This window comes from Saccharopolyspora hattusasensis (genome assembly GCF_050972075.1).
In the GTDB taxonomy this organism is placed as follows: Bacteria; Actinomycetota; Actinomycetes; order Mycobacteriales; family Pseudonocardiaceae; genus Saccharopolyspora; species Saccharopolyspora hattusasensis.
In genome coordinates, this window is the sequence record NZ_JBPCDC010000001.1 from 5,133,124 (window position 1) to 5,159,006 (window position 25,883).

24 protein-coding genes and 1 pseudogene are annotated in these 25,883 nt (G+C 70.0%); 11 read left to right on the forward strand and 14 right to left on the reverse strand.

Features of this window, described 5'->3' with window-relative positions; translation table 11 throughout:
* Positions 1 to 15 precede the first annotated feature (15 nt).
* Positions 16 to 156 (forward strand): hypothetical protein, encoded by a 141-nt coding sequence (locus ACRXBZ_RS24390; protein WP_433881078.1) that lies wholly within the window; start codon positions 16 to 18, stop codon positions 154 to 156.
* A gap of 123 nt (positions 157 to 279) precedes the next feature.
* On the opposite strand, the gene xylB is transcribed toward ACRXBZ_RS24390, so the two are convergent.
* On the reverse strand, positions 280 to 1,671 hold the full coding sequence (xylB, locus tag ACRXBZ_RS24395; RefSeq protein WP_433881079.1) for a xylulokinase: 1,392 nt from the start codon (positions 1,669 to 1,671) through the stop codon (positions 280 to 282).
* A 353-nt stretch (positions 1,672 to 2,024) separates the two neighbouring features.
* Here xylB and ACRXBZ_RS24400 point away from each other — a divergent pair, with 353 nt between their 5' ends.
* The gene (locus ACRXBZ_RS24400) at positions 2,025 to 4,049 is read left to right on the forward strand and encodes a thioredoxin domain-containing protein (RefSeq protein WP_433881080.1); all 2,025 of its coding nucleotides are present in this window, start codon (positions 2,025 to 2,027) and stop codon (positions 4,047 to 4,049) included.
* A gap of 138 nt (positions 4,050 to 4,187) precedes the next feature.
* Positions 4,188 to 4,802 carry an ATP-binding transcription factor AbmR gene (gene abmR / locus ACRXBZ_RS24405; protein WP_433881081.1) on the forward strand — a complete coding sequence of 205 codons (615 nt, stop codon included), beginning with the start codon at positions 4,188 to 4,190 and terminating at the stop codon, positions 4,800 to 4,802.
* Positions 4,803 to 4,888: 86 nt separating this feature from the next.
* Here the strand turns inward: abmR and trhA are convergent, their stop codons facing one another.
* Positions 4,889 to 5,566 (reverse strand): PAQR family membrane homeostasis protein TrhA, encoded by a 678-nt coding sequence (gene trhA, locus ACRXBZ_RS24410; RefSeq protein WP_433881082.1) that lies wholly within the window; start codon positions 5,564 to 5,566, stop codon positions 4,889 to 4,891.
* 222 nt (positions 5,567 to 5,788) lie between these two features.
* Here trhA and ACRXBZ_RS24415 point away from each other — a divergent pair, with 222 nt between their 5' ends.
* Positions 5,789 to 6,565, forward strand: a complete 777-nt coding sequence (locus ACRXBZ_RS24415) for an isoprenyl transferase (RefSeq protein WP_433881083.1) — start codon at positions 5,789 to 5,791, stop codon at positions 6,563 to 6,565.
* 60 nt (positions 6,566 to 6,625) lie between these two features.
* Here the strand turns inward: ACRXBZ_RS24415 and ACRXBZ_RS24420 are convergent, their stop codons facing one another.
* On the reverse strand, positions 6,626 to 6,871 hold the full coding sequence (locus ACRXBZ_RS24420) for a hypothetical protein (protein WP_433881084.1): 246 nt from the start codon (positions 6,869 to 6,871) through the stop codon (positions 6,626 to 6,628).
* A gap of 307 nt (positions 6,872 to 7,178) precedes the next feature.
* Positions 7,179 to 7,424, reverse strand: coding sequence for a hypothetical protein (locus ACRXBZ_RS24425; RefSeq protein ID WP_433881085.1), 246 nt, complete (start codon positions 7,422 to 7,424; stop codon positions 7,179 to 7,181).
* Positions 7,425 to 7,704: 280 nt separating this feature from the next.
* Between ACRXBZ_RS24425 and ACRXBZ_RS24430 the strand changes: the two genes are divergently transcribed.
* Complete coding sequence (locus tag ACRXBZ_RS24430) at positions 7,705 to 8,901, forward strand: DUF885 domain-containing protein (RefSeq protein WP_433881086.1); 1,197 nt, start codon at positions 7,705 to 7,707, stop codon at positions 8,899 to 8,901.
* A 471-nt stretch (positions 8,902 to 9,372) separates the two neighbouring features.
* Positions 9,373 to 10,749, forward strand: a complete 1,377-nt coding sequence (gene phoH2, locus ACRXBZ_RS24435) for an RNA 5'-3' helicase PhoH2 (protein ID WP_433881087.1) — start codon at positions 9,373 to 9,375, stop codon at positions 10,747 to 10,749.
* A 78-nt stretch (positions 10,750 to 10,827) separates the two neighbouring features.
* Here phoH2 and ACRXBZ_RS24440 read toward each other — a convergent pair whose 3' ends face one another.
* Positions 10,828 to 12,267, reverse strand: coding sequence for a GuaB1 family IMP dehydrogenase-related protein (locus ACRXBZ_RS24440; RefSeq protein WP_433881088.1), 1,440 nt, complete (start codon positions 12,265 to 12,267; stop codon positions 10,828 to 10,830).
* A gap of 509 nt (positions 12,268 to 12,776) precedes the next feature.
* Between ACRXBZ_RS24440 and ACRXBZ_RS24445 the strand changes: the two genes are divergently transcribed.
* On the forward strand, positions 12,777 to 12,929 hold the full coding sequence (locus ACRXBZ_RS24445; protein ID WP_433881089.1) for a hypothetical protein: 153 nt from the start codon (positions 12,777 to 12,779) through the stop codon (positions 12,927 to 12,929).
* Positions 12,930 to 13,079: 150 nt separating this feature from the next.
* On the opposite strand, the gene ACRXBZ_RS24450 is transcribed toward ACRXBZ_RS24445, so the two are convergent.
* Positions 13,080 to 13,499 carry a DUF4288 domain-containing protein gene (locus tag ACRXBZ_RS24450; protein ID WP_433881090.1) on the reverse strand — a complete coding sequence of 140 codons (420 nt, stop codon included), beginning with the start codon at positions 13,497 to 13,499 and terminating at the stop codon, positions 13,080 to 13,082.
* A 12-nt stretch (positions 13,500 to 13,511) separates the two neighbouring features.
* Complete coding sequence (locus ACRXBZ_RS24455) at positions 13,512 to 15,026, reverse strand: ATP-dependent DNA ligase (RefSeq protein ID WP_433883954.1); 1,515 nt, start codon at positions 15,024 to 15,026, stop codon at positions 13,512 to 13,514.
* A 548-nt stretch (positions 15,027 to 15,574) separates the two neighbouring features.
* On the opposite strand from ACRXBZ_RS24455, the pseudogene ACRXBZ_RS24460 reads away from it, so the two are divergent.
* A pseudogene (locus ACRXBZ_RS24460) lies at positions 15,575 to 15,694 on the forward strand (DUF397 domain-containing protein); the annotation flags it as partial.
* 147 nt (positions 15,695 to 15,841) lie between these two features.
* On the opposite strand, the gene ACRXBZ_RS24465 reads toward ACRXBZ_RS24460, so the two are convergent.
* On the reverse strand, positions 15,842 to 17,230 hold the full coding sequence (locus tag ACRXBZ_RS24465; RefSeq protein ID WP_433881091.1) for a class II fumarate hydratase: 1,389 nt from the start codon (positions 17,228 to 17,230) through the stop codon (positions 15,842 to 15,844).
* Between the two features lie 166 nt (positions 17,231 to 17,396).
* Entirely contained in the window at positions 17,397 to 18,158 is a 762-nt protein-coding gene (locus tag ACRXBZ_RS24470) for a S1 family peptidase (protein WP_433883955.1), read from the reverse strand.
* Between the two features lie 195 nt (positions 18,159 to 18,353).
* Between ACRXBZ_RS24470 and ACRXBZ_RS24475 the strand changes: the two genes are divergently transcribed.
* Positions 18,354 to 19,334: an NAD(P)/FAD-dependent oxidoreductase gene (locus ACRXBZ_RS24475; RefSeq protein ID WP_433881092.1), complete on the forward strand. Its 981-nt coding sequence runs from the start codon at positions 18,354 to 18,356 to the stop codon at positions 19,332 to 19,334.
* A 426-nt stretch (positions 19,335 to 19,760) separates the two neighbouring features.
* Here the strand turns inward: ACRXBZ_RS24475 and glpX are convergent, their stop codons facing one another.
* Positions 19,761 to 20,795, reverse strand: coding sequence for a class II fructose-bisphosphatase (gene glpX, locus ACRXBZ_RS24480; RefSeq protein WP_433881093.1), 1,035 nt, complete (start codon positions 20,793 to 20,795; stop codon positions 19,761 to 19,763).
* Positions 20,796 to 21,276: 481 nt separating this feature from the next.
* Between glpX and ACRXBZ_RS24485 the strand changes: the two genes are divergently transcribed.
* Positions 21,277 to 21,870 carry a DUF4245 domain-containing protein gene (locus ACRXBZ_RS24485; protein ID WP_433881094.1) on the forward strand — a complete coding sequence of 198 codons (594 nt, stop codon included), beginning with the start codon at positions 21,277 to 21,279 and terminating at the stop codon, positions 21,868 to 21,870.
* A gap of 103 nt (positions 21,871 to 21,973) precedes the next feature.
* Here the strand turns inward: ACRXBZ_RS24485 and ACRXBZ_RS24490 are convergent, their stop codons facing one another.
* From ACRXBZ_RS24490 to ACRXBZ_RS24505, 4 genes are all read right to left on the reverse strand, one after another.
* Complete coding sequence (locus ACRXBZ_RS24490; RefSeq protein ID WP_029535186.1) at positions 21,974 to 22,189, reverse strand: exodeoxyribonuclease VII small subunit; 216 nt, start codon at positions 22,187 to 22,189, stop codon at positions 21,974 to 21,976.
* Positions 22,190 to 22,224: 35 nt separating this feature from the next.
* The gene (locus ACRXBZ_RS24495) at positions 22,225 to 22,695 is read right to left on the reverse strand and encodes a hypothetical protein (protein WP_433881095.1); all 471 of its coding nucleotides are present in this window, start codon (positions 22,693 to 22,695) and stop codon (positions 22,225 to 22,227) included.
* A complete protein-coding gene (gene xseA / locus ACRXBZ_RS24500; protein WP_433883956.1) occupies positions 22,658 to 23,884 on the reverse strand; it encodes an exodeoxyribonuclease VII large subunit in 1,227 nt (408 codons plus the stop codon). The genes ACRXBZ_RS24495 and xseA overlap by 38 nt, the downstream gene beginning before the upstream one ends.
* A gap of 113 nt (positions 23,885 to 23,997) precedes the next feature.
* The gene (locus ACRXBZ_RS24505) at positions 23,998 to 24,444 is read right to left on the reverse strand and encodes a lipid droplet-associated protein (RefSeq protein WP_433881096.1); all 447 of its coding nucleotides are present in this window, start codon (positions 24,442 to 24,444) and stop codon (positions 23,998 to 24,000) included.
* 401 nt (positions 24,445 to 24,845) lie between these two features.
* Between ACRXBZ_RS24505 and ACRXBZ_RS24510 the strand changes: the two genes are divergently transcribed.
* Positions 24,846 to 25,865, forward strand: coding sequence for a 4-hydroxy-3-methylbut-2-enyl diphosphate reductase (locus tag ACRXBZ_RS24510; RefSeq protein WP_433881097.1), 1,020 nt, complete (start codon positions 24,846 to 24,848; stop codon positions 25,863 to 25,865).
* The last annotated feature ends 18 nt before the right edge of the window (positions 25,866 to 25,883 follow it).

Below are 25,883 nucleotides of genomic sequence, written 5' to 3' on the forward strand. Positions count from 1 at the left end.
CATCCGGAGTGCCGGATGACCCCGACTGCTTTCCGGGTCAGGCACGATCAGGTGGTGATCGACTCGATCGCGGCGGAAGACGGGACGGAGTGGGTGGCGATTTCGCGCGAAATCGCCACCCACGACGCCCGACGGGACGGCCCCACACGTCGGTGAGTTCGGTGACCAGTCCTCGTAGCCACGTGCTGAACTCCTGCTCGCGACGAAGAAGTGGCTCGACAAAGCCCAGAACCTCCCGGGTGCCATGACGCCCAAGAGCGCTCACGGGCCCTGACCGGCTCAGGCGGTTTCGCCGTGCACCTGGGCGAACGCCCCGTGGTGGAGTTCGCGGATGCGGGCGCCCGCCTCGGAATCGACGACTTCGAGCTCCGCCGCTCCCGGCAGCGCCCATTCCGGCGGCCCCGCCGTTCCCGCCAGCGCCCACGCCGCCTGCCGGGCGGCTCCCCGGGCGACGTACTCCGCGGGCGCGGGCACCGTCACCGGCACGCCGAAGATCAGCGGCGCCGCGACCTGTACTGCCCGCGATTGGGCTGCGCCGCCGATGAGCAGCACCCGGGCCACCTCGACGCCGTCCGCGCGCAGCGCATCGACACCGGCGGCGAGTCCGCACAGCATCCCCTCGACGGCGGCCCGCGCAAGGTTCTCGGGTGTCATGTTGTCGCGCCGGAGGCCCAGGAGGGTGCCGCTGGCGTCCGGCAGGATCGGGGTCCGCTCGCCGTCGAGGTACGGCAGCAGCGCGAGCCCGCCGGCACCGGGCTCGGCCCCGCAGGCCAGCCGGTCGAACTCGGCCATCTCGACGCCGATCATCGCCGCCGTCGCGGTGAGCACCCGGGCCGCGTTGAGCGTGCACACCAGCGGCAGGAATCTGCCCGTCGCATCGGCGAATCCGGCGATCTGGCCGGTCGGGTCCGCGCTCGGCTTGTCGACCGAGGCGAACACGGTGCCGCTGGTGCCGAGCGACACCACGACGTCGCCGGGCCGGACGTCCAAGCCCAGCGCGGCGCCCATGTTGTCGCCCGTGCCGGCCGAAACCAGCATGCCGTCCCGGGTGCGCCCGGCTGGTTCGGCCGGGGCGAGCACCCGGGGTGTGCGGGGCGTCCGGCCGCCGAAGGCGGTGGCCAGCACGTCCTGCCGGTACCGGCCTTCTCGCGGTGACCAGTAGCCCGTGCCGGACGCGTCACCGCGGTCCGTGACGAATTCGCCGGTCAGCCGCCAGATCAACCAGTCGTGCGGCAGCAGCACGTCAGTCACCCGGTCGGCCAGGTGCGGCTCGTGCTCGGCCAGCCACCTCAGCTTGCTGGCGGTGAGGCTGGCGACAGGCAGGGTGCCGATCGCCTCGGCGCACGCCTGCGGCCCGCCGAGCTCCCGGGTCAGGTCGATCGCGGCCTGCGCGGAGCGGTTGTCGTTCCACAACAGGGCGGGGCGGACCGGCGTGCCCTGCTCGTCCAGCGCCACCATGCCGTGCTGCTGGGCGGCGACGCCGATGGCGGCGACGCCGTCGAGGAGGCCTTCGGTGGCGTTGGTCAGCGCCTGCCACCAGCTCTCCGGGTCGGCGACCGTGCCGTCCGGGTGCGGTGCGCGGCCCTCCCGCAGCACGGTTCCGGTCGTGGCGTCGCAGATCACGACCTTGGTGGACTGGGTGGAGGAGTCGATTCCGGCGACCAGGGTCATCGCGCCGCCCCTACGTTGTCCACAATGGAAACCTCTTCCCTCGTCGTTGCTCCCGGCGTTTCTTGGTGACGATTAGTCCTGGCCGAGATGAGGTTATTTGTGTAACACGTTGTCGTGAGAAAGACCCGGCCCGGTCGTGCGGAACATCCGCCAGAGACTCGCTACGGCCCCTAACGCGCGGCTCCGGGGTCAAGGGCGGGCCGCAGGCCCGTCGCATAGCGATCGTGAGTCGAGCGCGTTGCTGAACTGAGCGACCTCGCAACGCGGGTCAAGTGAGTAAGCATCTTCTCGGTCGTGGGTGTTGTCACGGCTGCCGATGACGGGTGCGGGAACCCCGGACTACTGTCGGAGACATGGCGAACCGGCTTGCGAACGCGACCAGCCCCTACCTGCTCCAGCACGCCGACAACCCGGTCGACTGGTGGCCCTGGTCGCCCGAGGCGTTCACCGAGGCGCGGCGGCGGGACGTGCCGGTGCTGCTGTCCGTCGGCTACGCGGCCTGCCACTGGTGCCACGTGATGGCGCACGAATCGTTCGAGGACGCGGAAATCGCGCGGGTGATGAACGAGAACTTCGTGAACGTCAAGGTGGACCGCGAGGAGCGGCCGGACATCGACTCCGTCTACATGGAGGCCACCCAGGCGATGACCGGGCAGGGCGGCTGGCCGATGACCTGCTTCCTCACCCCGGACGGCGAACCCTTCCACTGCGGCACCTACTACCCGGCGCAGCCGATGTCCGGCATGCCGTCGTTCGGTCAACTGCTGCACGCCGTGGCGCAGGCGTGGAGCGGTCGCGGCGAGGAGGTCCGGAAGGCCGCCACGCGGGTGGTGGCGCAGCTGGCCGCGCAGCGCGCCCCGCTCCCGGAGTCCATTTTGGACGAAGATGTGCTGGCCGGTGCGGTTTCCCGGCTGCACGCGGAATTCGACGCGGTCCATGGCGGATTCGGCGGTGCGCCGAAGTTCCCGCCGTCGATGGTGCTGGAGTTCCTGCTGCGCCACCACGAGCGGGTCGGCATTCCGGAGGACGGTCACTCCGCGCTGGAACTCGCCGAAGCCACCTGCTCGGCGATGGCCCGCGGCGGCATCTACGACCAGCTGGCGGGTGGCTTCGCGCGCTACAGCGTCGACTCCGCGTGGGTGGTGCCCCACTTCGAGAAGATGTTGTACGACAACGCCTTGCTGCTCCGGACGTACGTGCACCTCGCCCGGCTCGGCGACTCGCTCGGCGAGCGGGTGGCCCGCGAGACGGCCGAGTTCCTGGTGCACGACCTGCGGACGCCGGAAGGCGGCTTCGCGGCTTCGCTGGACGCCGACACCGAAGGGGTCGAAGGGCTGACCTACGTGTGGACGCCGGACCAGCTGCGGGAGGTTCTCGGCCCGGTCGACGGGGAATGGGCGGCGCAGCTGTTCGAGGTCACCGAGGCGGGCACCTTCGAGAACGGCGCGTCGACGCTGCAGCTCAAGCACGATCCCGACGACCCGGCCCGCTGGCGGCGGGTGCGCGACAGCCTTCGCGAAGCCCGCGACCAGCGCCCGCAGCCGGGCAAGGACGACAAGGTCGTCACCGCCTGGAACGGCATGGCGATCACCGCGCTGGCCGAGGCGGCCGAGGTGCTCGACGAACCGCGCTGGATCGACGCGGCGGCGAAGGCGGCGGAGCTGTTGCTGGAGCGGCACCTGATCGACGACCGGTTGCGGCGCACATCCCGAGACGGCGTGGTCGGAACGGCCGCCGGAGTGCTCGACGACTACGGCTGCTTCGCCGACGGACTACTGGCGCTGCACCAGGCGACCGGCGAGCCGCGCTGGCTCGAAGCGGCGTGCTCGCTGCTGGACACGGCCCTGGAGCAGTTCGCCGACGCCGACCACCCGGGCATGTTTCACGACACCGCGGCCGACGCCGAATCCCTCGTCCGCCGCCCCTCCGATCCCACCGACAACGCCAGCCCCGCCGGGGCCTCGGCTATCGCCTCGGCCCTGCTCACCGCTGCCGCGCTCGCCGGCCCGGACGCCACCGCGCGCTACCGCGCCGCGGCGGAGCGGGCGCTCGCCCGTGCCGGGCTCCTCGCGCAGCGCGCTCCCCGCTTCGCGGGTCACTGGCTCAGCGTCGCCGAGGCTCGCGCCCACGGCCCGCTCCAGGTCGCGGTGGTCGGCGAAGCCGACGACGCCGACCGGGCGGCGCTGCTCGCCGCGGCGCGGCGGAGCGCCCCGGGCGGAGCCGTGGCGCTGGCCGGGGAGCCGGAGGCGAGCCGGGTGCCGCTGCTGGCGGGGCGGCCGCTGGTCGGCGGAGCCGCCGCGGCGTACGTGTGCCGTGGCTACGTTTGCGACCGCCCGGTCATCACGGCCGAAGACCTCATCGATTCCCTGACCCGCTGAGGGCGCCGTGAGTCTTTTGCGTGGCTCTAGCTGCCCAAGGACTCACGGCCCCGCGCCGGCCGGTTTCGCTGCGGGCCGAACGGCAACCCTCCCACCTGCGTTGTAACTGTGTAATTATGTAATCGGGAGGTGGGAGTCATGTATTCGAGGTTTGGTCGAACGGCTCGCGGTCGAGGCCGCGGAGGTCCGCCGTATGCGGGTGGCGGGCGGCGCAGCGAGCCGCCGACGGCCGAGGACGCCAAGGCGTGGTTCACCGGGCGGCTGCCCGAGGGGTGGTTCAGCGGTGGCCCGGCCGTCACCGTGGACCGCGAGGAGATCCTGGTGGTCGGCGAACTGCCGCCGGTGGGCGGCGAATTCGCCGACGACGCCGAGCGCGCCGCCGCGGAGAACGGCCGGATCGCGCGCTTCCGCGAGGAGACCCGCGACGAGCGGATCGAGATCGCCCGTCAAGCGGAGCACCGCTACGGCCGCAAGGTCGCCTGGGGTGCCCGGCTCGGCGACACCGAGGAGTTGTTCACCACGCTATCCGTGCCGGTGATGACCCGGCTCCACCAGCCCGAGCGCATGGTGCTGGACACGCTCGTGGACGCGGGGGTGGCCCGGTCCCGCTCCGAGGCGTTGGCCTGGGCGGTGCGGCTGGTCGGCCAGCACACCGAGGACTGGCTGGGCGAACTCCGCGAAGCCCTGTCCCAGGTCGACGAACTGCGCAACCGCGGCCCGGAGCCGGTTCGTGAGTGCGAAAACCGGCTCTGACCCGGTTTCGCACTCACGACTTCCAGCCACCCGCACCGCCACGCAAAACGACGCCAGCAACATTCCTATGCGTAAAGCGCGAGCCCCTATGCGTAGAGCGCGAGCCAGATCGCGATGTGGTGGCAGATCGCGGCCAGCGACACCGCCGCGTGGAAGAACTCGTGATAGCCGAAGGTCTTCGGCCACGGGTCCGGCCACCGGGTCGCGTAGAAGATCGCGCCCGCCGTGTACATCAGCCCGCCGGCGATCAGCAACACCAGCACCGCGATCCCGGCGTTGTGCAGCAGGTCGGGGAACACGAACACCGCGACCCACCCCAGCGCGATGTAGACCGGAACGCCCACCCAGCGCGGTGCGTTGGGCCAGGCGAGCTTCAGGATCACGCCGCCCAGCGCGCCACCCCAGACGACGGCGAGCACCACCGCACCCGTCGTGGGCTGCATGGCCACCATCGCGAACGGCGTGTAGGTGCCCGCGATGAACAGGAAGATCATCGAGTGGTCGAGCCGCCGCATCCAGGTGCGCGCCCCGATCGTCTTCCAGGTCTTGCGGTGGTAGAGAGCGCTGACGCCGAACAGGCCCAGCACGGTCGCGACGTAGATGGAGGTGCCCACGGCGGCGGCGGCCGACACGGTCGAGGCTGCGAGGGCGATCAACGTGGCACCGGCGGCAACTGACACCACCAGCGACCAGAAGTGGATCCAGCCGCGCATCCGCGGTTTCACGAATGCGGTCGAGCGGCGAGCGGAGAGGGCGCTAGTCACACATCGAGGTTACGGGATCGTAGGTTCGCGGCCAGGGGTCGCACGGGCGACGTGGTCAACAGCACCGGCGCTCCGCCGTGCGTGCAAGTCGGCCACCTGGGGTTCCGCAGCCGAGCGGGCCGCGGTGCGTTCCCGGCGTGATCCGCGCGGCACTTCGGACTGCGGCACTTCGGACTGAGGTGGGGCCCGCGCGGCTTCGGGATCCGCGTAGGCTCATCGGGCGTGGCGCTCAAGGTTCGGTTGAAAGAACTCATCTACGACCTGTACGAGCGGCGGCTACGCCGGAAGCTCGACGGGTTGCAACATCCCAGGCACGTCGGCGTCATCCTGGACGGCAACCGTAGGTGGGCCAAGGAGGCCGGCCTGGACGCCGCCCACGGCCACCGTGCCGGCGCCCGCAAGATCGCCGAACTGCTCGGATGGTGCGAAGAGGCCGAGGTCGAGGTCGTCACGCTGTGGCTGCTGTCCACCGACAACCTCAACCGCACCCCCGACGAGCTGAACGCTCTGATGGAGATCATCGCCGGGGTGGTGGACCGGCTCACCGACCCGGCCACGCCGTGGCGGGTGCGGATCGTCGGCGCCCTCGACGTGCTGCCCACCGAGACCGCCGCGCGGCTGTCCGCCGCCGCACTGCGGACCAAGGGCCGCACGGGCATGCAGGTCAACGTCGCGGTCGGCTACGGAGGGCGCCGGGAGATCGCCGACGCGGTGCGCAAGCTGCTGCAGAAGCACGCCGAAGCCGGCACCACGATCGAGGAGCTGGCGGAGGTCCTCACCGTCGACCACATCGCCGAGCACCTCTACACCTCCGGACAACCCGACCCCGACCTGCTGATCCGCACCTCGGGGGAGCAGCGCCTGTCCGGGTTCATGCTGTGGCAGTCGGCGCACTCCGAGTTCTGGTTCACCGAGGCGTACTGGCCCGCCTTCCGCCGGGTCGACTTCCTCCGCGCGCTCCGCGACTACGCGGTCCGGCACCGCCGCTTCGGCGGCTGACCCCGACAAGCGGAAAGGCCAGGTCTGAGAGACCTGGCCTTTCCCGTGCGCTGCTCTCGGTCAGCTGACCTTGGGGTGGTCGACGATCGGGGCATTGATGCAGTTGCTGAGCTGCGGCGACGCGATCGGCACGACCGCGCCGGCCACGGCGATGTTGTTGCCGCAGGCCTGGACCGGCAGGACGCTGACGTTGTTGTCGTTCGCGATGTTGATGCCGGCGCTGTCGGCGCTGTCGGCGTTGGCGACGGGGGCCAGGGCCAGCAGCCCGGCGGCGGCACCGGCGACGATCGCTGCCTTCTTGAGCACTTGGTTCACTCTCCTCTGTTAACCGCGCTATTCGGAGTTCACACCCCGGCGGACTTCGGTAAATCCGTGAGGTGGCCATGGAGTCTGGCTTGTTCCGGCTGAAAAGCTACCTGCGACGTGCCGGATGCCCAAACTCGCTAACACTATTGTGTGAACGCGAATCTCGTATTCGCACGTGGCGACGTGCAATTGCGCGGCGAGAACCTTCCGGCCCGGCGATTGCGCGCAAAAAGGAGCGTCGGGGGGTGGCCCCGACGCTCCTTTCGGCGTCTGATTCCGCGTACCGGATGCAGCTGTTTCGGCTCGGTCAGCTGACCTTGGGGTGGTCGACGATCGGGGCGTTGACGCAGTTGCTGAGCTGCGGCGACGCGATCGGCACGACCGCGCCGGCCACGGCGATGTTGTTGCCGCAGGCCTGGACCGGCAGGACGCTGACGTTGTTGTCGTTCGCGATGTTGATGCCGGCGCTGTCGGCGCTGTCGGCGTTGGCGACGGGGGCCAGGGCCAGCAGCCCGGCGGCGGCACCGGCGACGATCGCAGCCTTCTTAAGCACTTTGTTGCTCCTTGTTGGATGGGATGAAGAGTGCGCTCCTTCCCCGGCCGCGCACCCCATAAGTTCAGCCGGGAGGGGGCGCACTCGGCGTGAAAGATATCCAGGCAAACCGAAGAAAAAACACCTCGTTAACACCATCGTGTGATCACTTGTGTCATGTCGCACAGTTTTCGTTGCGACGGCCAATTGTGTATGGTTTCGGTTGCCTGGGGAAACGAGCCCAGTGGTCCGTGCGCGCAAGTGCCCGGCGTAGTGTCCCGATATGGACTCCGAAGCGCTCGTGACCGAATACGTGCTCCTCGGGCTCAGATTCGATCGGCTCGTCCCGGGATTCGTGGATTCCTTCACCGGGGACCCGGCGCTGCGCCGGCGGGTGCAGGACGAGTCGCGTCCCGACCCGGCGCGGCTGACCGCCGACGCGCAGCGGCTGCGCGCCGCGCTGCCGGAGTCCGGACTGGCCGAGCCGCGCCGCCGGTTCCTCGCCGCGCAGCTGACGGCGCTGGAGTGCTCCGGGCGCGGGCTGGCCGGCGAGCAGCTGCCGTTTCTGGCCGAGGTCGAGGCCTATTTCCAGGTCACGCCGGTGCTCGGTGCTCAGGACGAGTACCGCGAGGCGCACCGCGAGCTGGCCGAGGTGCTGCCGGGCCGGGGCCCGCTGCCCGCGCGCCTGAACGCCGTCCGAAGCTGGGATGCGGTGCCGGCCACGCGGCTCAAGGTCTGCGTCCAAGCGCTTTCCAGCGCGCTGCGCGACCGCGTTCGGCGCGAGTTCGGCCTGCCGGCCCAGGAGGTCGTCGAGTACCAGATCGTCACCGACAAGCCGTGGAGCGGCTTCAACCACTACCTCGGCGAGTACCGGTCGCGGGTGGCCGTGAACGCCGACGTCGGGCACCGGGCCGCGAACCTGCCGCAGCTCGTGGCGCACGAGTCCTACCCGGGTCACCACACGGAGCACTGCCGCAAGGAGGCCGGGCTGGCGATCCGGGACGCACAGGACGAGCACACGATCTTCCTGGTCAACACGCCGCAGTGCCTGATGGCCGAGGGCCTGGCCGACCTCGGGCTGCAGGCCGCGGTGGGGCCGGACTGGGGGCCGTGGGCGGCGGAGATCTTCGCGGACCTGGGCATCTGGATGGATGGCGAGCTGGCGGAGCGGATGGAGATCGCGATGAGCCGCCTGCTGACGGTCCGCCAGGACGCCCTGCTGATGCTGCACGACGGCGGCGCGGACGACGCCGAGGTGGCTGCCTACCTGCAACGCTGGTTGCTGATGCCGGACCAGCGGGCCCGGCACCTGGTGCGGTTCATGCGGGATCCGCTGTGGCGCGCCTACACCACCACTTACGTCGAGGGCTACCGGCTGCTGCGCCGGTGGCTGGAGAACCGGCCGGCGGGCACTTCGAGCACCGATCGTTTTCGCCGGCTGCTTGACGAACCGCTGGTTCCGGAGTCCGTCCGGGCGGAGCTGGCGGCCAGAGCCTGATCCATTCACCCGACGAAGATCACCCATCCGGCGGAGTGTTGATCACGTGGAGTGCCTTAATGGGAGGTGCTCCGCGGCGGCCGCCGAAGGTGGTCTGACCTGCCGCCGAACGGTGTTCCGCGCCCGTTCGACGCGGTCGGCAAGTCCGTGACCTGCGCGAATCCGAGACACATGAAGAGAAGTCGACGATTCGGCGAATCACCTGTGTGGCTGCCTGCCGAGACGCAGTCTCGCAGGTAGCGTGCGCTGTTGACGGGCCGTTCCAATCGCAAGTCCGTACGTGGCCCGTCCGGGAGGCCCTGATCGTGGCTGTTGGCTGGAGCGGACGGTTACCACGTCCACCTTGGTCGCGAAGGGCCGGTGCCTGGCCCCGCGGCCACGGCGGACGATCCGGTCCGGCCGCGGCGCGACGGGGCCAGGCCCGGCCCGCCGACGAGCGGGTGTGCATGCCACGCCCGCGAGGGAGTAGCCGTGACCGCACGACGTTCCCAGCCTCCAGCGGAGATCCCAGCCCGTAGCGGCGAGTCCGCGAGCACCGCGCAAGCCGGCGGCAGCGAGATCCGGACCTACGTCCTGGACACCTCGGTGCTGCTGTCCGATCCGTGGGCGATGTCCCGCTTCGCCGAGCACAACGTCGTGCTCCCGGTGGTGGTCATCAGCGAGCTGGAGGGCAAACGCCACCACCCCGAACTCGGCTGGTTCGCCAGAGAAGCCCTCCGCGCCCTCGACGACCTGCGGATCCAGCACGGGCAGCTGGACAAACCGGTTCCCGTCGGCGAGGACGGGGGCAGCCTGCACGTCGAGCTCAACCACTCTGACCCGCGGGTGCTGCCGCCGGGGTTCCGCACGGACTCCAACGACGCCCGCATCCTGGCCTGCTCGTTGAACCTGGCCGCCGAAGGGCACCGGGTCACGCTGGTCACCAAGGACATGCCGCTGCGGGTCAAGGCCGCAGCCGTGGCCCTGGACGCCGAGGAGTACCGCGCGCAGGACGTGGTGCCGTCGGGGTGGACCGGAATGGCCGACGTCGAGGTGCCGCCGAATTCGGTGGACGTCCTGTTCAAGGACGGGATCGCCGACCTCGACGAGGCCCGGGACCTGCCGCCGAACACCGGGGTGCGGCTGCTGTCCGGCTCGCAGAGCGCGCTAGGCCGGGTGACCGCGGACAAGCAGGTCAGGTTGGTGCGCGGCGACCGGGAGGCGTTCGGCCTGCACGGCCGCTCCGCCGAGCAGCGGATCGCGTTGGAGCTGTTGCTCGACCCCGGCATCGGGATCGTTTCGCTGGGCGGTCGGGCCGGTACGGGCAAGTCCGCGCTCGCGCTGTGCGCGGGCCTGGAGTCGGTGCTGGAGCGGCAACAGCACCGCAAGGTCGTGGTGTTCCGGCCGGTGTACGCCGTCGGCGGTCAGGAACTCGGCTACCTGCCGGGGACCGAGAACGAGAAGATGGCGCCGTGGGCGCAGGCGGTGTTCGACACCCTCGGCGCGCTGGCCAGCGAGAACGTGCTGGACGAGGTGATGGACCGCGGGATGCTGGAGGTCCTGCCGCTGACCCACATCCGGGGCCGGTCGCTGCACGACTCGTTCGTGATCGTCGACGAGGCGCAGTCGCTGGAGCGCAACGTGCTGCTCACGGTGCTGTCGAGGCTGGGCGCGAACTCCAGGGTGGTGCTCACCCACGACGTCGCCCAGCGCGACAACCTCCGGGTGGGCCGCCACGACGGGGTGGCGGCGGTGATCGAGAAGCTCAAGGGCCACCCGCTGTTCGCCCACGTCACCCTCACCCGCTCGGAACGCTCGCCGATCGCGGCCCTCGTGACCGAACTCCTGGAAGGCGATTTCACCCCGTAGAAGATGAGGTGCGGGGCACCCGTGACCAAGCGACTCGGGCACGGGTGCCCCGCACGCCTCACCACAGCGGGCTCGGGGTCACCAGCCGGTGGGCAGTGGGCGGCCCTCGGCGAAGCCTGCCGCGGACTGGATGCCGACCACGGCGCGCTCGTAGAACTCCTCCAGGCTGCGGGCGCCGGCGTAGGTGCAGGACGAGCGCAGACCGGACGTGATCTGGTCCAGAAGGTCCTCGACGCTCGGCCGCTGCGGGTCCAGACGCATCCGGGAGCTGGAGATCCCCTCCTCGAACAGCGCCTTGCGGGCCTGGTCGAATGCACTGTCGGTGCGGGTCCGGGCGGACACGGCGCGCTTGGACGCCATGCCGAAGGACTCCTTGTAGGCCCGGCCGTGCTCGTCGCGCTGCAGGTCACCGGGCGACTCGTAGGTGCCCGCGAACCACGAGCCGACCATCACCGACGCCGCACCGGCGGCCAGCGCCAGCGCCACGTCGCGCGGGTGCCGGACACCGCCGTCGGCCCAGACGTGCTTGCCGAGCTTGCGCGCCTCCGAGGCGCATTCGGCGACCGCGGAGAACTGCGGCCGGCCGACACCGGTCATCATCCGCGTCGTGCACATCGCGCCCGGCCCGACGCCGACCTTGACCACGTCGGCGCCCGCCTCGATGAGATCCCGCACGCCCTCGGCGGTCACCACGTTCCCGGCCACCACCGGAACGCTCGGGCTCGCCGACCGGACCGCGCCCAGCGCGGCGATCATCTTCTCCTGGTGGCCGTGCGCGGTGTCCACGACCAGCGCGTCGGCCCCGGCCTCCAGCAGCGCGGATGCCTTGGCCGCGACATCGCCGTTGACCCCGACAGCCGCGGCCACCCGCAGCCGGCCGGAGTCGTCCAGCGCCGGGGTGTAGATCTCGGCGCGCAGCGCGCCGCGGCTGGTCATGATCCCGGCCAGGCGGCCGTCGGCGTCGATGGCGATCGCCACGTTGCGGGCGTGCTGGTCCAGCTGCTCGAACACCTCGCGGGGCTTGGTCTCCAGCGGCAGCACGACCGGGTGCCGGTCGGCGACCTCCCCGACGCGCGCGAACCGGTCGACCCCGGTGCAAGCCGCCTCGTCGACGACGCCGAGCGGCCGGTTGTCGTCGTCGACGACGACAACGGCGCCGTGGGCGCGCTTGGGCAGGAGGTTGAGGGCGTCGGCGACGGCGTCATCGGCGTGCAACACCAGCGGGGTGTCCCACACGGGGTGCCGCGCCTTGACCCAGGAGGTGATCTCGGCGACCGCGCTGGGATCGACGTCTTGCGGCAGCACGACCAGGCCACCGCGCCTGGCGACGGTCTCGGCCATCCGGCGGCCGGCCACGGCGGTCATGTTGGCGACCACGATCGGCAGGGTCGCCCCGGTGCCGTCGCTGGTGGCCAGGTCCACGTCGAAGCGGGACTCGACGCCGGAGCGCCGAGGCACCAGGAAGACGTCGTCGTAGGTCAGATCGGTGGAGGGCTGCTGCCCGTTCAAGAACTGCACGTCTCACCACCATACGGGGTCGAACGCCCCCAGGCGTCTCCTCGGACCCGCCAGGGTACCGGCCTCTGAGTTTCTGGACCGTGATTCAAGATCACCAGATCGGTTGTAGGTTTGGAGTTGATGTCAGCGGCCGCCCCGTTGTTATGCTGCCAGCAGCCATGCTCTGTTGGGGTGTGGAAGTAAGCCGGGACCCCCCGCCGGAGGCGGGACCCCGGCCTCTGCGTTTTCCGGGGCATTCCAAGCGAATGCGATTCGTGATGAGACGTTTCTGCCGGCATGCGTCAACCATGTCAGTGTCGAGCTTGTTATTTCGTTCCTGGCGCGTTTCGAATGCCACGATGTCCGCGCCGAGCATTTCAATTTATGGGAGTAGCCTTTCGAGACACTTCCGGCGCCCGCGTTCCGCGAAGAGCGGCCTCGAAGCGCCGACGACAGCCACGCTGCGCACGGTTTGAGCGCTTACGGCTTTAACGATTTCTGCCCGTCGATTGCGGAGGTTCCTTGCTCCAGTGAAGCTTTCCGCCGCCTTGCTGAAGGCCATTCAGCACACAACGGATGTCCTCGGCGTCGGTGAGGTCGACGATGCTGGCGGTGAGGATGTAGACGCCGATGGTCAGGTCGTACGACTCATCGACGTAGGCGTGGACGAACACGTGGCGTAGTGAAGCGGGAACTGCAGTTCGAGATCAAATCGATACACCCGGTGGTGATCGCCGACTCGGCGCTGCTAGATTCCGCTCGGCTGCGTACCGAGGTACGTGGAAGTACGCCGGGTGTGCCCGCTGTATTGTGGGACCCCGGCCTCTGCGTTTTTACGCTTCTTCTTCCGTCAGGGGTTCGGAGGAGCTGTAGGCCTGGTAATTGCGGAAGAATCGGCTGTAGAGTTCCGTGCCGTCGTCGAAGGTGGCATCTTCGAGGGGTTTCACCTCGATGATCTGCTTCAGCTTCCAGGTGATCAGTTCGTGGTTCTCGTTCTGGTAGCTGGTTTCCTGCTGCTTGCCGTGCTCGGCAGCCTTTTCCTTCGCCTCTTCTTCGGATTCCGCCTTGAGCAGCACGAAGGATTCTTCGTAGAGCGGCTTGTGGTCGGCCGCGTCCGAAGTGGCCTCCAGGACCAGGACCGCGACGTAGTAGTCCAGCTCGATCGCTCTCTTGTCCGCCTGGTACTCGCGCGGGTCGATGGTGCCCGGTCCGATGTTGATCGAGCCGATCGCGTCGAAGTCGTTGCCGCTCATGGCGTCAGGATCTCACCCGCCCGGCAGCATGGCGCGAACCGCCTCGATGCTGTCGGCCGACGCGGCGTCCTTGTCGGGCCGGTAGCGCAGGACGCGGGCGAAGCGCAGCGCGACGCCGCCGGGGTAGCGGGTGCTGGTCTGCACGCCGTCCAGTTCGATCTCCACGACGAGTTCGGGCACGACGTGGACGGTCCAGTCGTCGCGGTGGGTCTGGCGGCGCTGGAACTCCGCGGTCTGCCAGGCCAGCAGCTCGTCGGTGAGGCCCTTGAACGTCTTGCCGACCATGATCGGCGGGCCGCCGTCGGGGTCTCGCGCGCCCAGGTGGAGGTTCGACAGATACCCGCGACGGCGGCCGTGGCCCCACTCGGCGGCGAGCACGACCAGGTCGAGGGTGTGCTCGGGCTTGACCTTCCGCCAGGACCGGCCGCGCCGCCCCGCCGCATACACCGAGTCCAGCGCCTTGACCATGACGCCTTCGTGCCCGGCGTCCAGCGCTTCGTCGAACAGTTCCGCCGCGCGTTCTGCCGACGGCGACAGGACCGCCGGAATCCGGTGCTGCGGTGCGACTTTTTCAAGCGCGTCGAGGCGGTGCTGCAGCGGCCGGTCTAGTAGGTCTTCGCCGTCGACGTGCAGGCAGTCGAAGAAGTACGGGTGCAGCAGGAGATCGCGCGAGTCCTGGGCGCCGAACCGGCCCATGGTCTCCTGGAACGGCCGCGGGCGCCCGGTGTCGTCGAGCGCGAGCGTCTCGCCGTCCAGCACCACCGCCCGGCAGTTCAGGCCTCGCACCAGCTCGACGAGTTCCGGCACGTTGCGGGTGATCTCGCGGAGCGTGCGGGTGTAGATGCGCACCTCTTCGCCGTCGCGGTGCACCTGGATGCGCGCACCGTCCAATTTGTACTCGACGCTGACTTCGCCGAGTTCGTCGAGCGCCGTGCCCAGGGATTCGGCGGGCGAAGCCAGCATCGGACGGACGGGCCGCCCCACCTCCAGGCGGAATTCGGCGAGCGCCGGTTCACCGCCGCGCAGCGCGGCCTCGGCGGTCGCGGGCAGCCGGCCGGAGAGCATGAAAGCCCGCCGCACGGCCTCGGTCGGGACCTTGCCCGCCGCCGCGATGGACTCGACCATGACGCCTTCCAGCGCGCCCTGCCGGAGTTCGCCGCCGAAGAGCCGCACCAGGAACTCCTGCTCGCCGCCGGTCGCCTTGCCGAGCAGGCCGGTCAACGCCTCGGCCCGGCGCTGTCCCGAACCGGCGCCCCTGATCAGCCGCACGGCGTCGATCGCCGAGTCGACATCGATGATCGTCAGCGCGGGCTCGGGTGCGGGTACGACGTCCAGCGCGGCCAGCGTCGACCAGCCCACCCCGGCCCGGCCGCCCGGCAGCTCACCGGCCAGCAGCGCCGTCGCGGGGCGGACCTCCTCGGCGTCGAGCCGCGCGAGCAGCCCGGCGATCGCCGCGGTCTTCGCCTTGCGGGAACGCGTCGCCGAGACCTCTCGCGAGGTCGCCACCAAATCCGCGAGCAGCACCATGCGCTCATGGTGCGCCAAGTGCCCGACATTGGAGTATCGGCGCGCGTCAGCTTGGTGGTGGGCCGGGCGGGGAGGGGCGGCCCGGCCCACCGTGGTGGTCTGGCACCTCGCGTGTCGGGGATGGGTGCCAGACCTGGTTCAGGGGTGTGGGCACAGGTGATGTCGACCGGCGGGCATGTCCTCGAGTCGGCGTTGGGCCTCGACCTGGTCGATCAGCTGCCAAACGTTCAACGCGCATCGCCCGCGTCGCCGTGCTGCCCGCGCGGGTGCGGGGCGAACAGCGCGCCGAGGATCATCACGATGATCAACGCCCACGTGGTCACCTGAAGCTAGAACACGGGTGTCTCCGGTCGTGAGTGCGTAACCGTGCTGGAGCGCCGGTACGCACTCACGACCAAAGTCGTTGCACCTGCCAAGCCTCAACGTCCACTCCGCAGAACGATGTCACTGAGGCGTGCGGTTCAGCGCGCTTTGAAGCGACGTCGAACGCATGCCATCCATTGCTGCACCGAGTCTTGGCGCAGTACGAGCACCGAGGAGGTTAGGACGTGCGCGAGCTGTCCCGTGCCCAATGGCGAAAGTCCAGCCGCTCGGCCAGCGGCGGTGAGTGCGTCGAGGTCGCTCTGAACGTCCCCGGCGTGACGGCAATCCGCGATTCGAAGGACCCGGACGCCGCACACCGACGACCGGGCGTTCGTTGTCGACCCGGCCGCATGGTCGAGTTTCTTAGCCGCGATCAAGGCCGACCGGCTCGAACCACACTGTCCGGTCATGAGCGGAGGGCACCTTCGGCGTCCAAAGGTGCCCTCCACCGGTTACTTGCCCTTGGCCATGCGGAGCACGTCGAGTGCTTCATCCAGCTGCTCAAGGGTGAGCTTGCCCGAGTCGACGTGGCCGCGTTCCAGGACCACCTCGCGGATCGTCTTGCGCTCCTTGAGGGCCTGCTTGGCGACGGCGGCCGCCTCCTCGTAGCCGATGTAGCGGTTCAGCGGCGTGACGATCGACGGCGAACCCTCGGCGTAGGTGCGGGCCTGCTCGACGTTGACCTGCACGTCGGCGAACACCTTGTCGGCCAGCAGCCGCGACACCGCGGCCAGCAGCCGCGCGGATTCCAGCACGTTGCGCGCGATCACCGGCAGCATCACGTTGAGCTGGAAGTTGCCCTGCGAACCGGCGAACGCCACCGCCGCGTCGTTGCCGATCACCTGCGCCACCACCTGCAGGGTGGCCTCGGGGATGACCGGGTTGACCTTGCCCGGCATGATCGACGAGCCCGGCTGCAGGTCCGGCAGCGACAGCTCGGCCAGCCCGGTGCGCGGGCCGGAGCCCAGCCAGCGCAGGTCGTTGGCGATCTTGGTCAGGCTCACCGCGACGGTGCGCAGGTCGCCGGAGATCTCCACCACCGAGTCCTGCGCGGCCTGCGCCTCGAAGTGGTCGCGGGCTTCGGTCAGCGGCAGGCCGGTGACCTCCGCCAGTTCCGCGGCGACCGACGCGCCGAAGCCGGTGGGCGCGTTGAGGCCCGATCCGACCGCGGTGCCGCCGATCGGCAGTTCGCCGAGCCGCGGCAGGCCGCCCCGCAGCCGCTCGACCCCGTAGCGCACCTGCGAGGCCCACGCGCCGGCCTCCTGGGCCAGCGTGATCGGCACCGCGTCCATCAGGTGCGTGCGGCCGGACTTGACCACCTCGGTCCACTGCGCGGCGCGGCCCTCGATGGTCGTGGCGAGATGCTCCAGCGCCGGGATGACGTCGGTGAGCACCGCCTCGGTGGCCGCGACGTGGATGGTCGTCGGGAAGGTGTCGTTGGACGACTGCGAGGCGTTGACGTGGTCGTTGGGGTGCACGTCGCGGCCGAGGCGCCGGGATGCCAGGGTCGCGATGACCTCGTTGGCGTTCATGTTCGACGACGTGCCGGAGCCGGTCTGGAACACGTCGATCGGGAAGTGCTCGTCGTGGGCGCCCTCGGCGACCTCGTCGGCCGCCGCGGCGATCGCGTCGGTCACGTCGGCGTCCAGCACCCCGAGCCGGCCGTTGACCCGAGCCGCCGCCGCCTTCAGCAGACCTAGCGCGCGGATCTGCGCGCGTTCCAAGCCCCGGCCGGAGATCGGGAAGTTCTCCACGGCCCGCTGGGTCTGCGCCCGGTACAGGGCGTCGGCGGGCACCCGCACCTCGCCCATCGTGTCGTGTTCGATCCGGTATTCAGCCATGTCGAAAGTGTCCCGCCGAAAGGTGCTCGCGGTCTGTGGCCCGTCCCACTCGGCGGTGGATCTGTGGCCCGGCGCACGCGAGAAGTCCGCACTGGACCGATGAAGATGCCCGATCTCGCACCCCCGGCGATCATCGGCGGGTGAAGCGCCCCCCACGCGGAAATGATCAGCCGATGTTGGCGTTGATCCAGTCCTTGTAGGCCGTTGCGTCGGTGTAGATCGACGGAGCCGTGCCGCAGACCGGGATCAGGCTGCCGAGGCGGCTGGTGACGCCGGTCAGCTTCCAGTCGCCCGGCCGGCCCTCCAGCTGCGGGCCGCCTGAGTCGCCGAAGCACGCGTTGGCCAGCAGCTCGTTGCTACCGGTGCAGATCTCGGTCGCGCCGTCGATCAGGCCCAGCGAGCACTGGCCGCCGGGGACCACCTTGGTCTCCAGCTCCTGCAGCTGCGCGGGCGGTTCACCGCAGCCGCGGACCGGGCAGGTCAGGCCCCAGCCGATGATCCGCGACGGGGTGCCGGCCTCCCCGGAGACGTCGGCGATCTCGACGGGCGTCTGCGACACCGCGTGGTCCAGCTTCAGCAGCGCGATGTCGCCGTTGCGGTTCTTGGCGGCGTAGTCCGGGTGCACCACGATCTCGGACACGCCGGCCTCGGTGCCGCCGGTGGTGTGGTCCGGGCTGCCGATCCGCAGGCCGAGGTCGGTCGGCGCGGCGTCCTGGACGCAGTGCGCGGCGGTGAGCACCCACTGCTGGTCGATCAGGGAAGCCCCGCAGCTGTGGTTCCCGGAACGCTGCAGCGATGCCATCCAGTCGTACTGCTCGGTGGCGTCGTGCCCGCCGACGATCAGCGCGCCCGGGTTGTCGACCGCGTTCGCGGTCGCGGGCAGCGTCCCCATGCTCAGCGCTGCGGCCGCGACGGCCCCGACCAGCATGGCTGTCCTCTTCACGAAATCCTCCCCGACGTGATCCCCTTTCCGGTGAACGTAAGCGGGCGGTGCTTGGACGGGTACCGCCAACTGCGGCGGCGAATTCAGCGTTCTGGCGCAGCGCGCGCCGATGATGCGGACATCGCGGACCTGTCCCGCTAGCCTGGGTGTGTCCACACGGTCGACGACGAGGTGGTGGGCATGACCGCGGTGTCGCATGAGGTCGATCTGCTGATCGTGGGCGCGGGTCCGACCGGTTTGTTCGCCGCCTACTACGCGGGATTCCGCGGGATGTCCGTGGCGGTGGTCGACGCGCTGCCCGAGCCCGGCGGCCAGGTGACCGCGATGTACCCGGAGAAGATGATCTTCGACGTGGCCGGGTTCCCCGAGGTCCGCGGCCGCGATCTGGTTGCCGCGCTGGTGAAACAGGCCGGTCAGTACGATCCCGCCTACCTGCTCGGCAGGCCCGCCACCGAACTGTCCGATGTGGATGGCGGGCTGCTTGTCGACGTCGGCGGCGGCGCGGTCCTGGCCGGCGCGGTGCTGGTCACCGCCGGGATCGGCGAGTTCACCCCGCGGCCGCTGCCCGCCGGTGGCGACTGGGTCGGCCGCGGCGTCGTGCACTTCATCCCGGAACTGGCCGTGCACAGTGGACACGACGTGGTGGTCGTCGGCGGCGGCGACTCCGCGTTCGACTGGGCGCTGGCGCTGCATCCGGTGGCCCGCAGCGTGACCCTGGTGCACCGCCGCACCCGGTTCCGCGCGCACCCGGGACTGGTCAGCAAGGTCGAAGACCTGGGCGTTCCGCTGATCACCCCGGCCGAGGTCGTGGAGATCCGCGGCGACGAGACCGGGGTACGTGAGGTGGAGATCGAGCTCGGCGGCGAGCAGCGTCGGGTGCTGCCGGCGCAGACGGTGGTGGCCGCGCTCGGGTTCACCGCCGATCTGGGGCCGATCGAGAAGTGGGGCCTGGACCTGGAGAAGCGCGCGATCCTGGTGGACAGCACGATGCGGACCAGTCGGCCGCGGGTGTACGCGGCGGGGGACGTCGCGGCATATCCGGGCAAGGTCAAGCTGATCGCCACCGGGTTCGGCGAGGCGGCGACGGCGGTCAACAACATCGCCGTGGCGCTCAACCCGGACGCACACCTGTTCCCCGGCCACTCCTCGAACATGAGCTGACGAATCAGCCGGCCCGGCGCGGTTTCGGGAAATCGCGCCGGGCCCGGCTGATCCTGGTCGCCGGGTCGGGTGGTTTGGTCGGCGGAACCGCCCTGGAACCGCCCGGAACCGGCTTCCGCGAAGCCTCCTCGGTGACTGCCAGTGCTGCCGGAGGACGCCCACCGGTCACCCGGCAGGGGTTCAGCCGCCGGTGTTCTGGTTGCCCCAGTCCGCGTAGATCGACGGGCCGGGGACGCAGGTCTGGCCCAGCCGGTGATCCGGTCGCGGTGCCCGCCGCGCCCGAGTCGGCGGCGATCTTGATCGGGGGTTCCTCCGCACGCAGTGCGCGGCGGTGACCCGCTACGAATCAGCAGGTCACCGCCCGGAAACGGCATCGAACGGGTCAATGGGCCCGTATTTCGCAATATCCCGGTCGAACCGCTCCGGTCAGGGCAGCAGGCCGTGCGGCGCGGTGTCGTTCTCGCCGAAGTCCACATCGGCGTATTCGCGCAGCTTCGACAGCTTGTGCTGGGCCTCGATCACCCGGACAGTGCCGGACTTTGAGCGCATCACGATCGACTGCGTGGTGCACCGGTTTGCGCGGTAGTGCACGCCCTTGAGCAGCGCGCCGTCGGTGATCCCGGTGGCGCAGAAGAACATGTTGTCGCCGCGCACCAGGTCCGAAGTGGTCAGCACCTGGTTGGCGTCGTGCCCGGCGTCGCGCAGCTTCGCCCGCTCGGCGTCGTCGCGCGGCCACAGCCGCGCCTGGATCTCGCCGCCGAGGCACTTCAACGCGCACGCGGCGATGATGCCCTCCGGGGTGCCGCCGATGCCCAGCAGCATGTCGACGCCGCTGTCTGGCCGCGCCGCCGCGATCGCCCCGGCGACGTCGCCGTCGGAGATGAACTGGATGCGCGCGCCCGCCGCGCGGACGTCCTTGACGATCTGCTCGTGCCGCGGGCGGTCCAGGATGCACACCGTGACGTCGGAGACGTCGATGTGCTTGGCCTTGGCGACCCGGCGGACGTTCTCCGCGATCGGGGCGCCGAGGTCCACGACCCCGGCGGCCTCCGGGCCGACGGCCATCTTCTCCATGTAGAACACCGCGGACGGGTCGAACATGGTGCCGCGCTCGGACACCGCCAGCACCGCCAGCGCGTTCGGCATGCCCTTGCTGAGCAGCGTGGTCCCGTCGATCGGGTCGACCGCGACGTCGCACTCCGGGCCTTCGCCGTTGCCGACTTGCTCCCCGTTGTAGAGCATCGGGGCTTCGTCCTTCTCGCCCTCGCCGATGACCACGACGCCCCGCATCGACACGGTCCCGATGAGCTTGCGCATTGCGTCCACTGCGGCTCCGTCGCCGGCGTTCTTGTCGCCGCGGCCGACCCAGCGGCCGGCGGCCATCGCGGCGGCCTCGGTCACGCGGACCAGTTCCATCGCCAGGTTGCGGTCCGGTGCTTCGCGGTGTCGTTCGGTGCTCATCGCGCCTCCCGGTGGTGAGCGTTCTTCAGGTTGCACTGCCCGAGACCGGCGGGAGCCAGGCCCGCGCTCAGGCTCGTTGCCCCCGATCTTCGCAGATCGGCGAGTCTGCCGGAGCTCTCCCGTGGGGTTACTGACAGTTCCGGAGCCTGTGTCAATGTGTGACAGAGCGTGGTGTAGTGTGTTGCTTGCTGACCGAGCGAAAGCCAAGCCCGGTCAGCGGTTTTCCTGCGGCGGCAGGGTGAAACACGTCAGGTACCGCGAGTTGCGTGGGAACCGCCGCAAGGCCAAACGCACGTGGAGACCGTGTCAGACCAGCGTTCGTGCTGGCAGTGGTCGAGGAAGCGTGAAGGCCACCAGTCTTCCTGATGGTCAACGCAGGTGGCGCAAGTCATCTGCTCACGGAACGTTTTGACACGTTTCGTGAACGGCAGCCCACTCCTGCTCTCACCGCCCGGCGGGCCCCTGGCCTGGCGGTGAGAGCATGGGCGCCGTGGCCGAACCCCGCAACCAGCAGCCCCCGGCGTCCCGTCCGCCCCGGACCGTGTCGGCGATGGTGTTCGCCCTCCTGCCGATGGTCCTGGTGGCATTCGGGATCGCCGGGATGGCGGGGCAGTGCTCGTTCAACCCCGGTGGTCCGTCGATCCAGGGCGGCCCGGTGCCGACCGTCGACGTTCCGGCCGAGCTGAAGCGGGCGGCCGCGAGGGTGGACTTCCCGGTCACCGAGCCGAGCCTGCCGGCGAACTGGCGGGCCAACGCGGCGAACGTGACCACGCTCGCCTCCCACGCGCAGGTCGTGCGCGTGGGGTGGTTGACCGGCGGGGGACGGTACCTGCGGTTGGCGCAGTCGACGGCAGCCGAGGACGAGCTGGTCGAGAGCGAGACGCGGCAGACGCCGCACGCCCGGGGCACCGTCGACGCCGCGGGGCGGCAGTGGGTGGTCTACGACAGCCTGCGCGGCGAGCAGGCCTGGGTGGCGGAACGCGACGGAGCCCGGCTGCTGATCACCGGCAACTCCGATGAGGCCGAATTCCGAATCCTCGCCGAAGCCGCCATCGCCGCCCCACCCGGCACCTGACCGGTCGCCGTTCCAAATTGAAACTGTTCCCCCGTGGTCCATCCAGGGTCTGAAGTTTCAATTGACACTGTGCACCGGGAGGGCGCGGGGTGCAGTCGGCGGGTCAGTCCTGCTCGACGGCGGCGAGTGCGCGCTCGACGCGCTCGCGGGCGCCCGCGAGGTGCCGCTCGCAGACCGCCGCCAGGGCCTCGCCGCGCTCCCACAGCGCCAGCGAGTCCTCCAGGGAAAGCCCGCCTGCCTCCAACTGCTTGACCACCTCGGCCAGCTGGTCGCGGGCCTGCTCGTAGCCGAGCTCGGCGACCTCGGGGTGCTCTGCCACCGGGTCGAAGTGCTCGTCCTGCTGCTCGTTCGCGGTCACGGGGTCGGACTCTCCACGTTGCTCTGCACGGACACCACCGCAGTGGCGATCGCCTGGTCGTAGCCGACGAACGCCTCGGCGAACTCGGCACCGTCGCCTTCGCGCACCGCGTCGTTGATGCGCAACTGCGCCTCCGCGACCCTACGTCGATGCGGGGACGCCGCCCAACACCCGGCCCCCACATATCCGGAAGTGGCCTCGACGAGCGCGCGCAGCCGGGACGGCAGGTCCCTGCGCTCGGCGGATTGGCATCCGCCCAGCAGCGCGGCCCAGCATCCGGCCGCAGCGGAATCGGCCGCCTCGGCGCAGCGGCGCACATCCCCGACCCGTTCCCGCAGCAGTGCTGAACCGGTGGCCGCCGACTGCGCGACGCCAACGGTCAAGGGGAGGAACGATGGTTCCTGCTTCGGGTGCACGTTCTTGTCCTGTTCAACCTGCTCGGTCCGGTACGACTGCCTGGATCGCACCGTCAACGACCCGGACCCGCAAACGAGTTCCCGGCGGCGCCTCGTCGACCGACCGGAGGACGCCATCCACGCCGTCCTCGACTCGCTGCACGATTGCGTATCCACGAGCCAGGGTGGCCGCTGGCCCCAAGGTCGTCAAGCGAGATCGAGTGGCGGTCAATGCGTGTCCTTCGGTGTTCAACGCGGCGGTCACCGCACGGCGGGCGCGGTCCCGCAGTTGCCCGACCTGCTCGGCGCGCCGTTCCAGCGGCCCGAACGGGTCGGCCAGCACCGGTCGGCTGCGCAGCGCGTCGAGCAGCCGGCGCTCGCGGTCGACCCAGCCGTGCAGCGCGCGGCGGGCGCGGTCGCGCAGCTGGTGGATCCGCTGCGTCTCCTCCGCCACGTCGGGAACCACCCGCTTGCCGGCACCTGTCGGGGTCGAGCAGCGCACGTCGGCGACGTGGTCGACCAGCGGTGAGTCCGGCTCGTGCCCGATGGCGCTGACCACCGGTGTCCGGCAGGCGGAGACCGCGCGGCACAACGCCTCGTCGGAGAACGGCAGCAGGTCCTCGACGCTGCCGCCACCGCGCGCCAGCACGATCACGTCGACCTCGGGCATCCGGTCCAGTTCCTGCAGGGCCGTCAGGATCTGCGGCACCGCGGTCGAACCCTGCACGGCGACGTTGCGGACCTCGAACTGCACCGCGGGCCAGCGCAGCTGCGCGTTGGTCAGCACGTCGTGCTCGGCGGCCGAGGCGCGGCCGGTGATCAGTCCGACCCGGTTCGGCAGGAACGGCAGCGGCCGCTTGCGCGCCGGGTCGAACAGGCCCTCGGCCTTCAGCAGCTGGCGGAGCCGTTCGATGCGCGCCAGCAGCTCGCCGATGCCTACCGCGCGGATCTCGTCGACCCGCAGGCTCAGCGTGCCCCGGCCGACGAAGAACGTCGGCTTGCCGTGCACCACGACCCGGCTGCCGTCGGTCAGCGGCGGCTCCATCTTGCGCAGCATCGCGGCGGCGCAGGTGAGCGTCAGTGATACGTCGGCGGACGGGTCGCGCAGCGTCAGGAACGCGGTGGCCGCGCCGGGGCGCAGGGAGATCTGGGTGATCTGCCCTTCCACCCAGATCGTGCCCAGCCGGTTGATCCAGTCGGCGATCTTGCGTGCGACGGTCCGTACCGGCCAGGGCTCGTCGGGGCTGGTCGGAGAACTCAGCGGTCACTCCTCGGTGCTTCACGGCCCCGGTCCGGTCCGCAGTCTCAATTGAAACTGCTCACCGAGGATCTCGGGACGGCAGTCTCAATTGAAACTGCGGATGTCGTCTGGGGTCACTGGTGCCGCAGGCGGTCCAGGCGGTTCTGCAGCATCCGGAGGAACTCCGGGCGCCGACCGTGCTGCTGCTCGTGGGCGAGCAGTTCGGCCAGTTCGGCCTCGGTGAACGAGCGGAGCCTGCCCCGCAGCTGCGGCAGCGTCAGATGATCGTAGTCCGACAGCACCGTCAGGTCCTCGGACAGCACCTCGGGCTCGGTCGGCTCGTCCTCGTCAAAGGTCGCCCAGGCGGGCTGCTCCTCCGGGGTGCGCAGCCCGGCGAGGGCCTCGTCGCCCTTGATCGCCAACTCGGTGATCTGCTGCTGGATCCGCATCGACGCCTGCAACGCCTGGCTGGCGACGGTGACCGGCAGGCCTAGCAGTGTGGCCGGGAGCTGGCGCGCCTGCTCGATGGCGGTGGCCGCGAGTCCGGCGGCGACCCGCACCGGCAGGGGAAACGATGACATGGCCCCAGCCTGCCGCACTCTGGCCGTCGAAGCCATCGCCCCGCCACACGACTGTGATCCGAAGCAGCCGGAATCCGGACGGAGTCTGTAAGAGCCTGTCGGCGAATGCCGTCCGCGCCTTTGGAAGCGGCGTAGCCGCTTGCATTCACCTTGCCATGACGACCATCGGCGGGTTCTGAGAGGTTTTCTGGCGAGGACGGCCCCTCCGCCGCGTATTGGACATACATCAGGAGGGGCACCCGCAGTCCAGGGAACCGCTCAGGTTCCGCTAAGCGACCACCCACCCAGACCATTCACCAACAGGCTGTAACTCGCGCAGGTCCGCCAGTCGCACCGCTGCGCGAGGTGGAGTCCGACGACAGGTTCTGAGCGCGCGTTGCCGGGTCCGTACCCTTGGTGGCATGACGACCTCGCCCCAGGCCACTGACCTCGTTGACCAGGACGCCGGGCCGACCAAGCGGGTCCTGCTGGCCAAGCCGCGTGGGTACTGCGCAGGTGTCGACCGCGCGGTCATCACCGTCGAGAAGGCCCTGGAGACCTACGGTCCGCCGATCTACGTGCGCAAGGAGATCGTGCACAACCGGCACGTGGTGGACACGTTGTCCGAGCGCGGCGTGATCTTCGTGGACGAGACCGACGAGGTGCCGGAGGGCGCGCTCGTGGTGTTCTCCGCGCACGGCGTGTCCCCGGCGGTGCACGAGGAGGCGGCGCAGCGGAACCTGCGCACCATCGACGCGACCTGCCCGCTGGTCACCAAGGTGCACAAGGAGGTCAACCGGTTCGCCCGCGAGGACTACGACATCCTGCTGATCGGCCACGAGGGCCACGAGGAGGTCGAGGGCACGGCCGGGGAGGCCCCGGACCGGGTGCAGCTGGTCGACAAGGCGGAGGACGTCGGGAAGGTCGAGGTCCGCGACCCGAGCAAGGTCGTGTGGCTGTCGCAGACCACGCTCAGCGTGGACGAGACGATGGAGCGGGTGGACCAGCTCAAGGAGCGCTTCCCGGATCTGCAGGCCCCGCCGAGCGACGACATCTGCTACGCGACCTCCAACCGGCAGTACGCGGTGAAGGCGATGGCACCGGAATGCGATCTGGTGATCGTCGTCGGCTCGCAGAACTCCTCGAACTCCAAGCGGCTGGTCGAGGTCGCGCTGCAGGCGGGCGCGTCCGACGCGCACCTCGTGGACTACGCGAACCAGATCGATGAGGCCTGGCTGGACGGCGTCACGACGGTGGGCGTGACCAGCGGCGCGTCGGTGCCGGACGTGCTGGTGCTGCAGGTGCTGGACCACCTCGCCGAGCACGGCTGGAACCAGGTGGACGAGGTCACCACGGCCAACGAGAAGATCTCTTTCGCGCTGCCGCGAGAGCTCCGCAAGGACCTCGACGACAACCCGGACAAGCCCAAGGGCGTCCGCTGAGCGACTAACGGAAAAGCC

Coding starts and splice junctions, on each gene's coding strand:
- ACRXBZ_RS24465 (WP_433881091.1), bottom strand. CDS start 17,230: ATGGCTGAATACCGGATCGAACACGACACGATGGGCGAGGTGCGGGTG.
- abmR (WP_433881081.1), top strand. CDS start 4,188: ATGTATTCGAGGTTTGGTCGAACGGCTCGCGGTCGAGGCCGCGGAGGT.
- ACRXBZ_RS24390 (WP_433881078.1), top strand. CDS start 16: ATGACCCCGACTGCTTTCCGGGTCAGGCACGATCAGGTGGTGATCGAC.
- ACRXBZ_RS24470 (WP_433883955.1), bottom strand. CDS start 18,158: ATGCTGGTCGGGGCCGTCGCGGCCGCAGCGCTGAGCATGGGGACGCTG.
- ACRXBZ_RS24455 (WP_433883954.1), bottom strand. CDS start 15,026: ATGGTGCTGCTCGCGGATTTGGTGGCGACCTCGCGAGAGGTCTCGGCG.
- ACRXBZ_RS24505 (WP_433881096.1), bottom strand. CDS start 24,444: ATGTCATCGTTTCCCCTGCCGGTGCGGGTCGCCGCCGGACTCGCGGCC.
- glpX (WP_433881093.1), bottom strand. CDS start 20,795: ATGAGCACCGAACGACACCGCGAAGCACCGGACCGCAACCTGGCGATG.
- ACRXBZ_RS24450 (WP_433881090.1), bottom strand. CDS start 13,499: ATGAGCGGCAACGACTTCGACGCGATCGGCTCGATCAACATCGGACCG.
- ACRXBZ_RS24475 (WP_433881092.1), top strand. CDS start 18,354: ATGACCGCGGTGTCGCATGAGGTCGATCTGCTGATCGTGGGCGCGGGT.
- ACRXBZ_RS24485 (WP_433881094.1), top strand. CDS start 21,277: ATGGGCGCCGTGGCCGAACCCCGCAACCAGCAGCCCCCGGCGTCCCGT.
- ACRXBZ_RS24400 (WP_433881080.1), top strand. CDS start 2,025: ATGGCGAACCGGCTTGCGAACGCGACCAGCCCCTACCTGCTCCAGCAC.
- xylB (WP_433881079.1), bottom strand. CDS start 1,671: ATGACCCTGGTCGCCGGAATCGACTCCTCCACCCAGTCCACCAAGGTC.
- ACRXBZ_RS24510 (WP_433881097.1), top strand. CDS start 24,846: ATGACGACCTCGCCCCAGGCCACTGACCTCGTTGACCAGGACGCCGGG.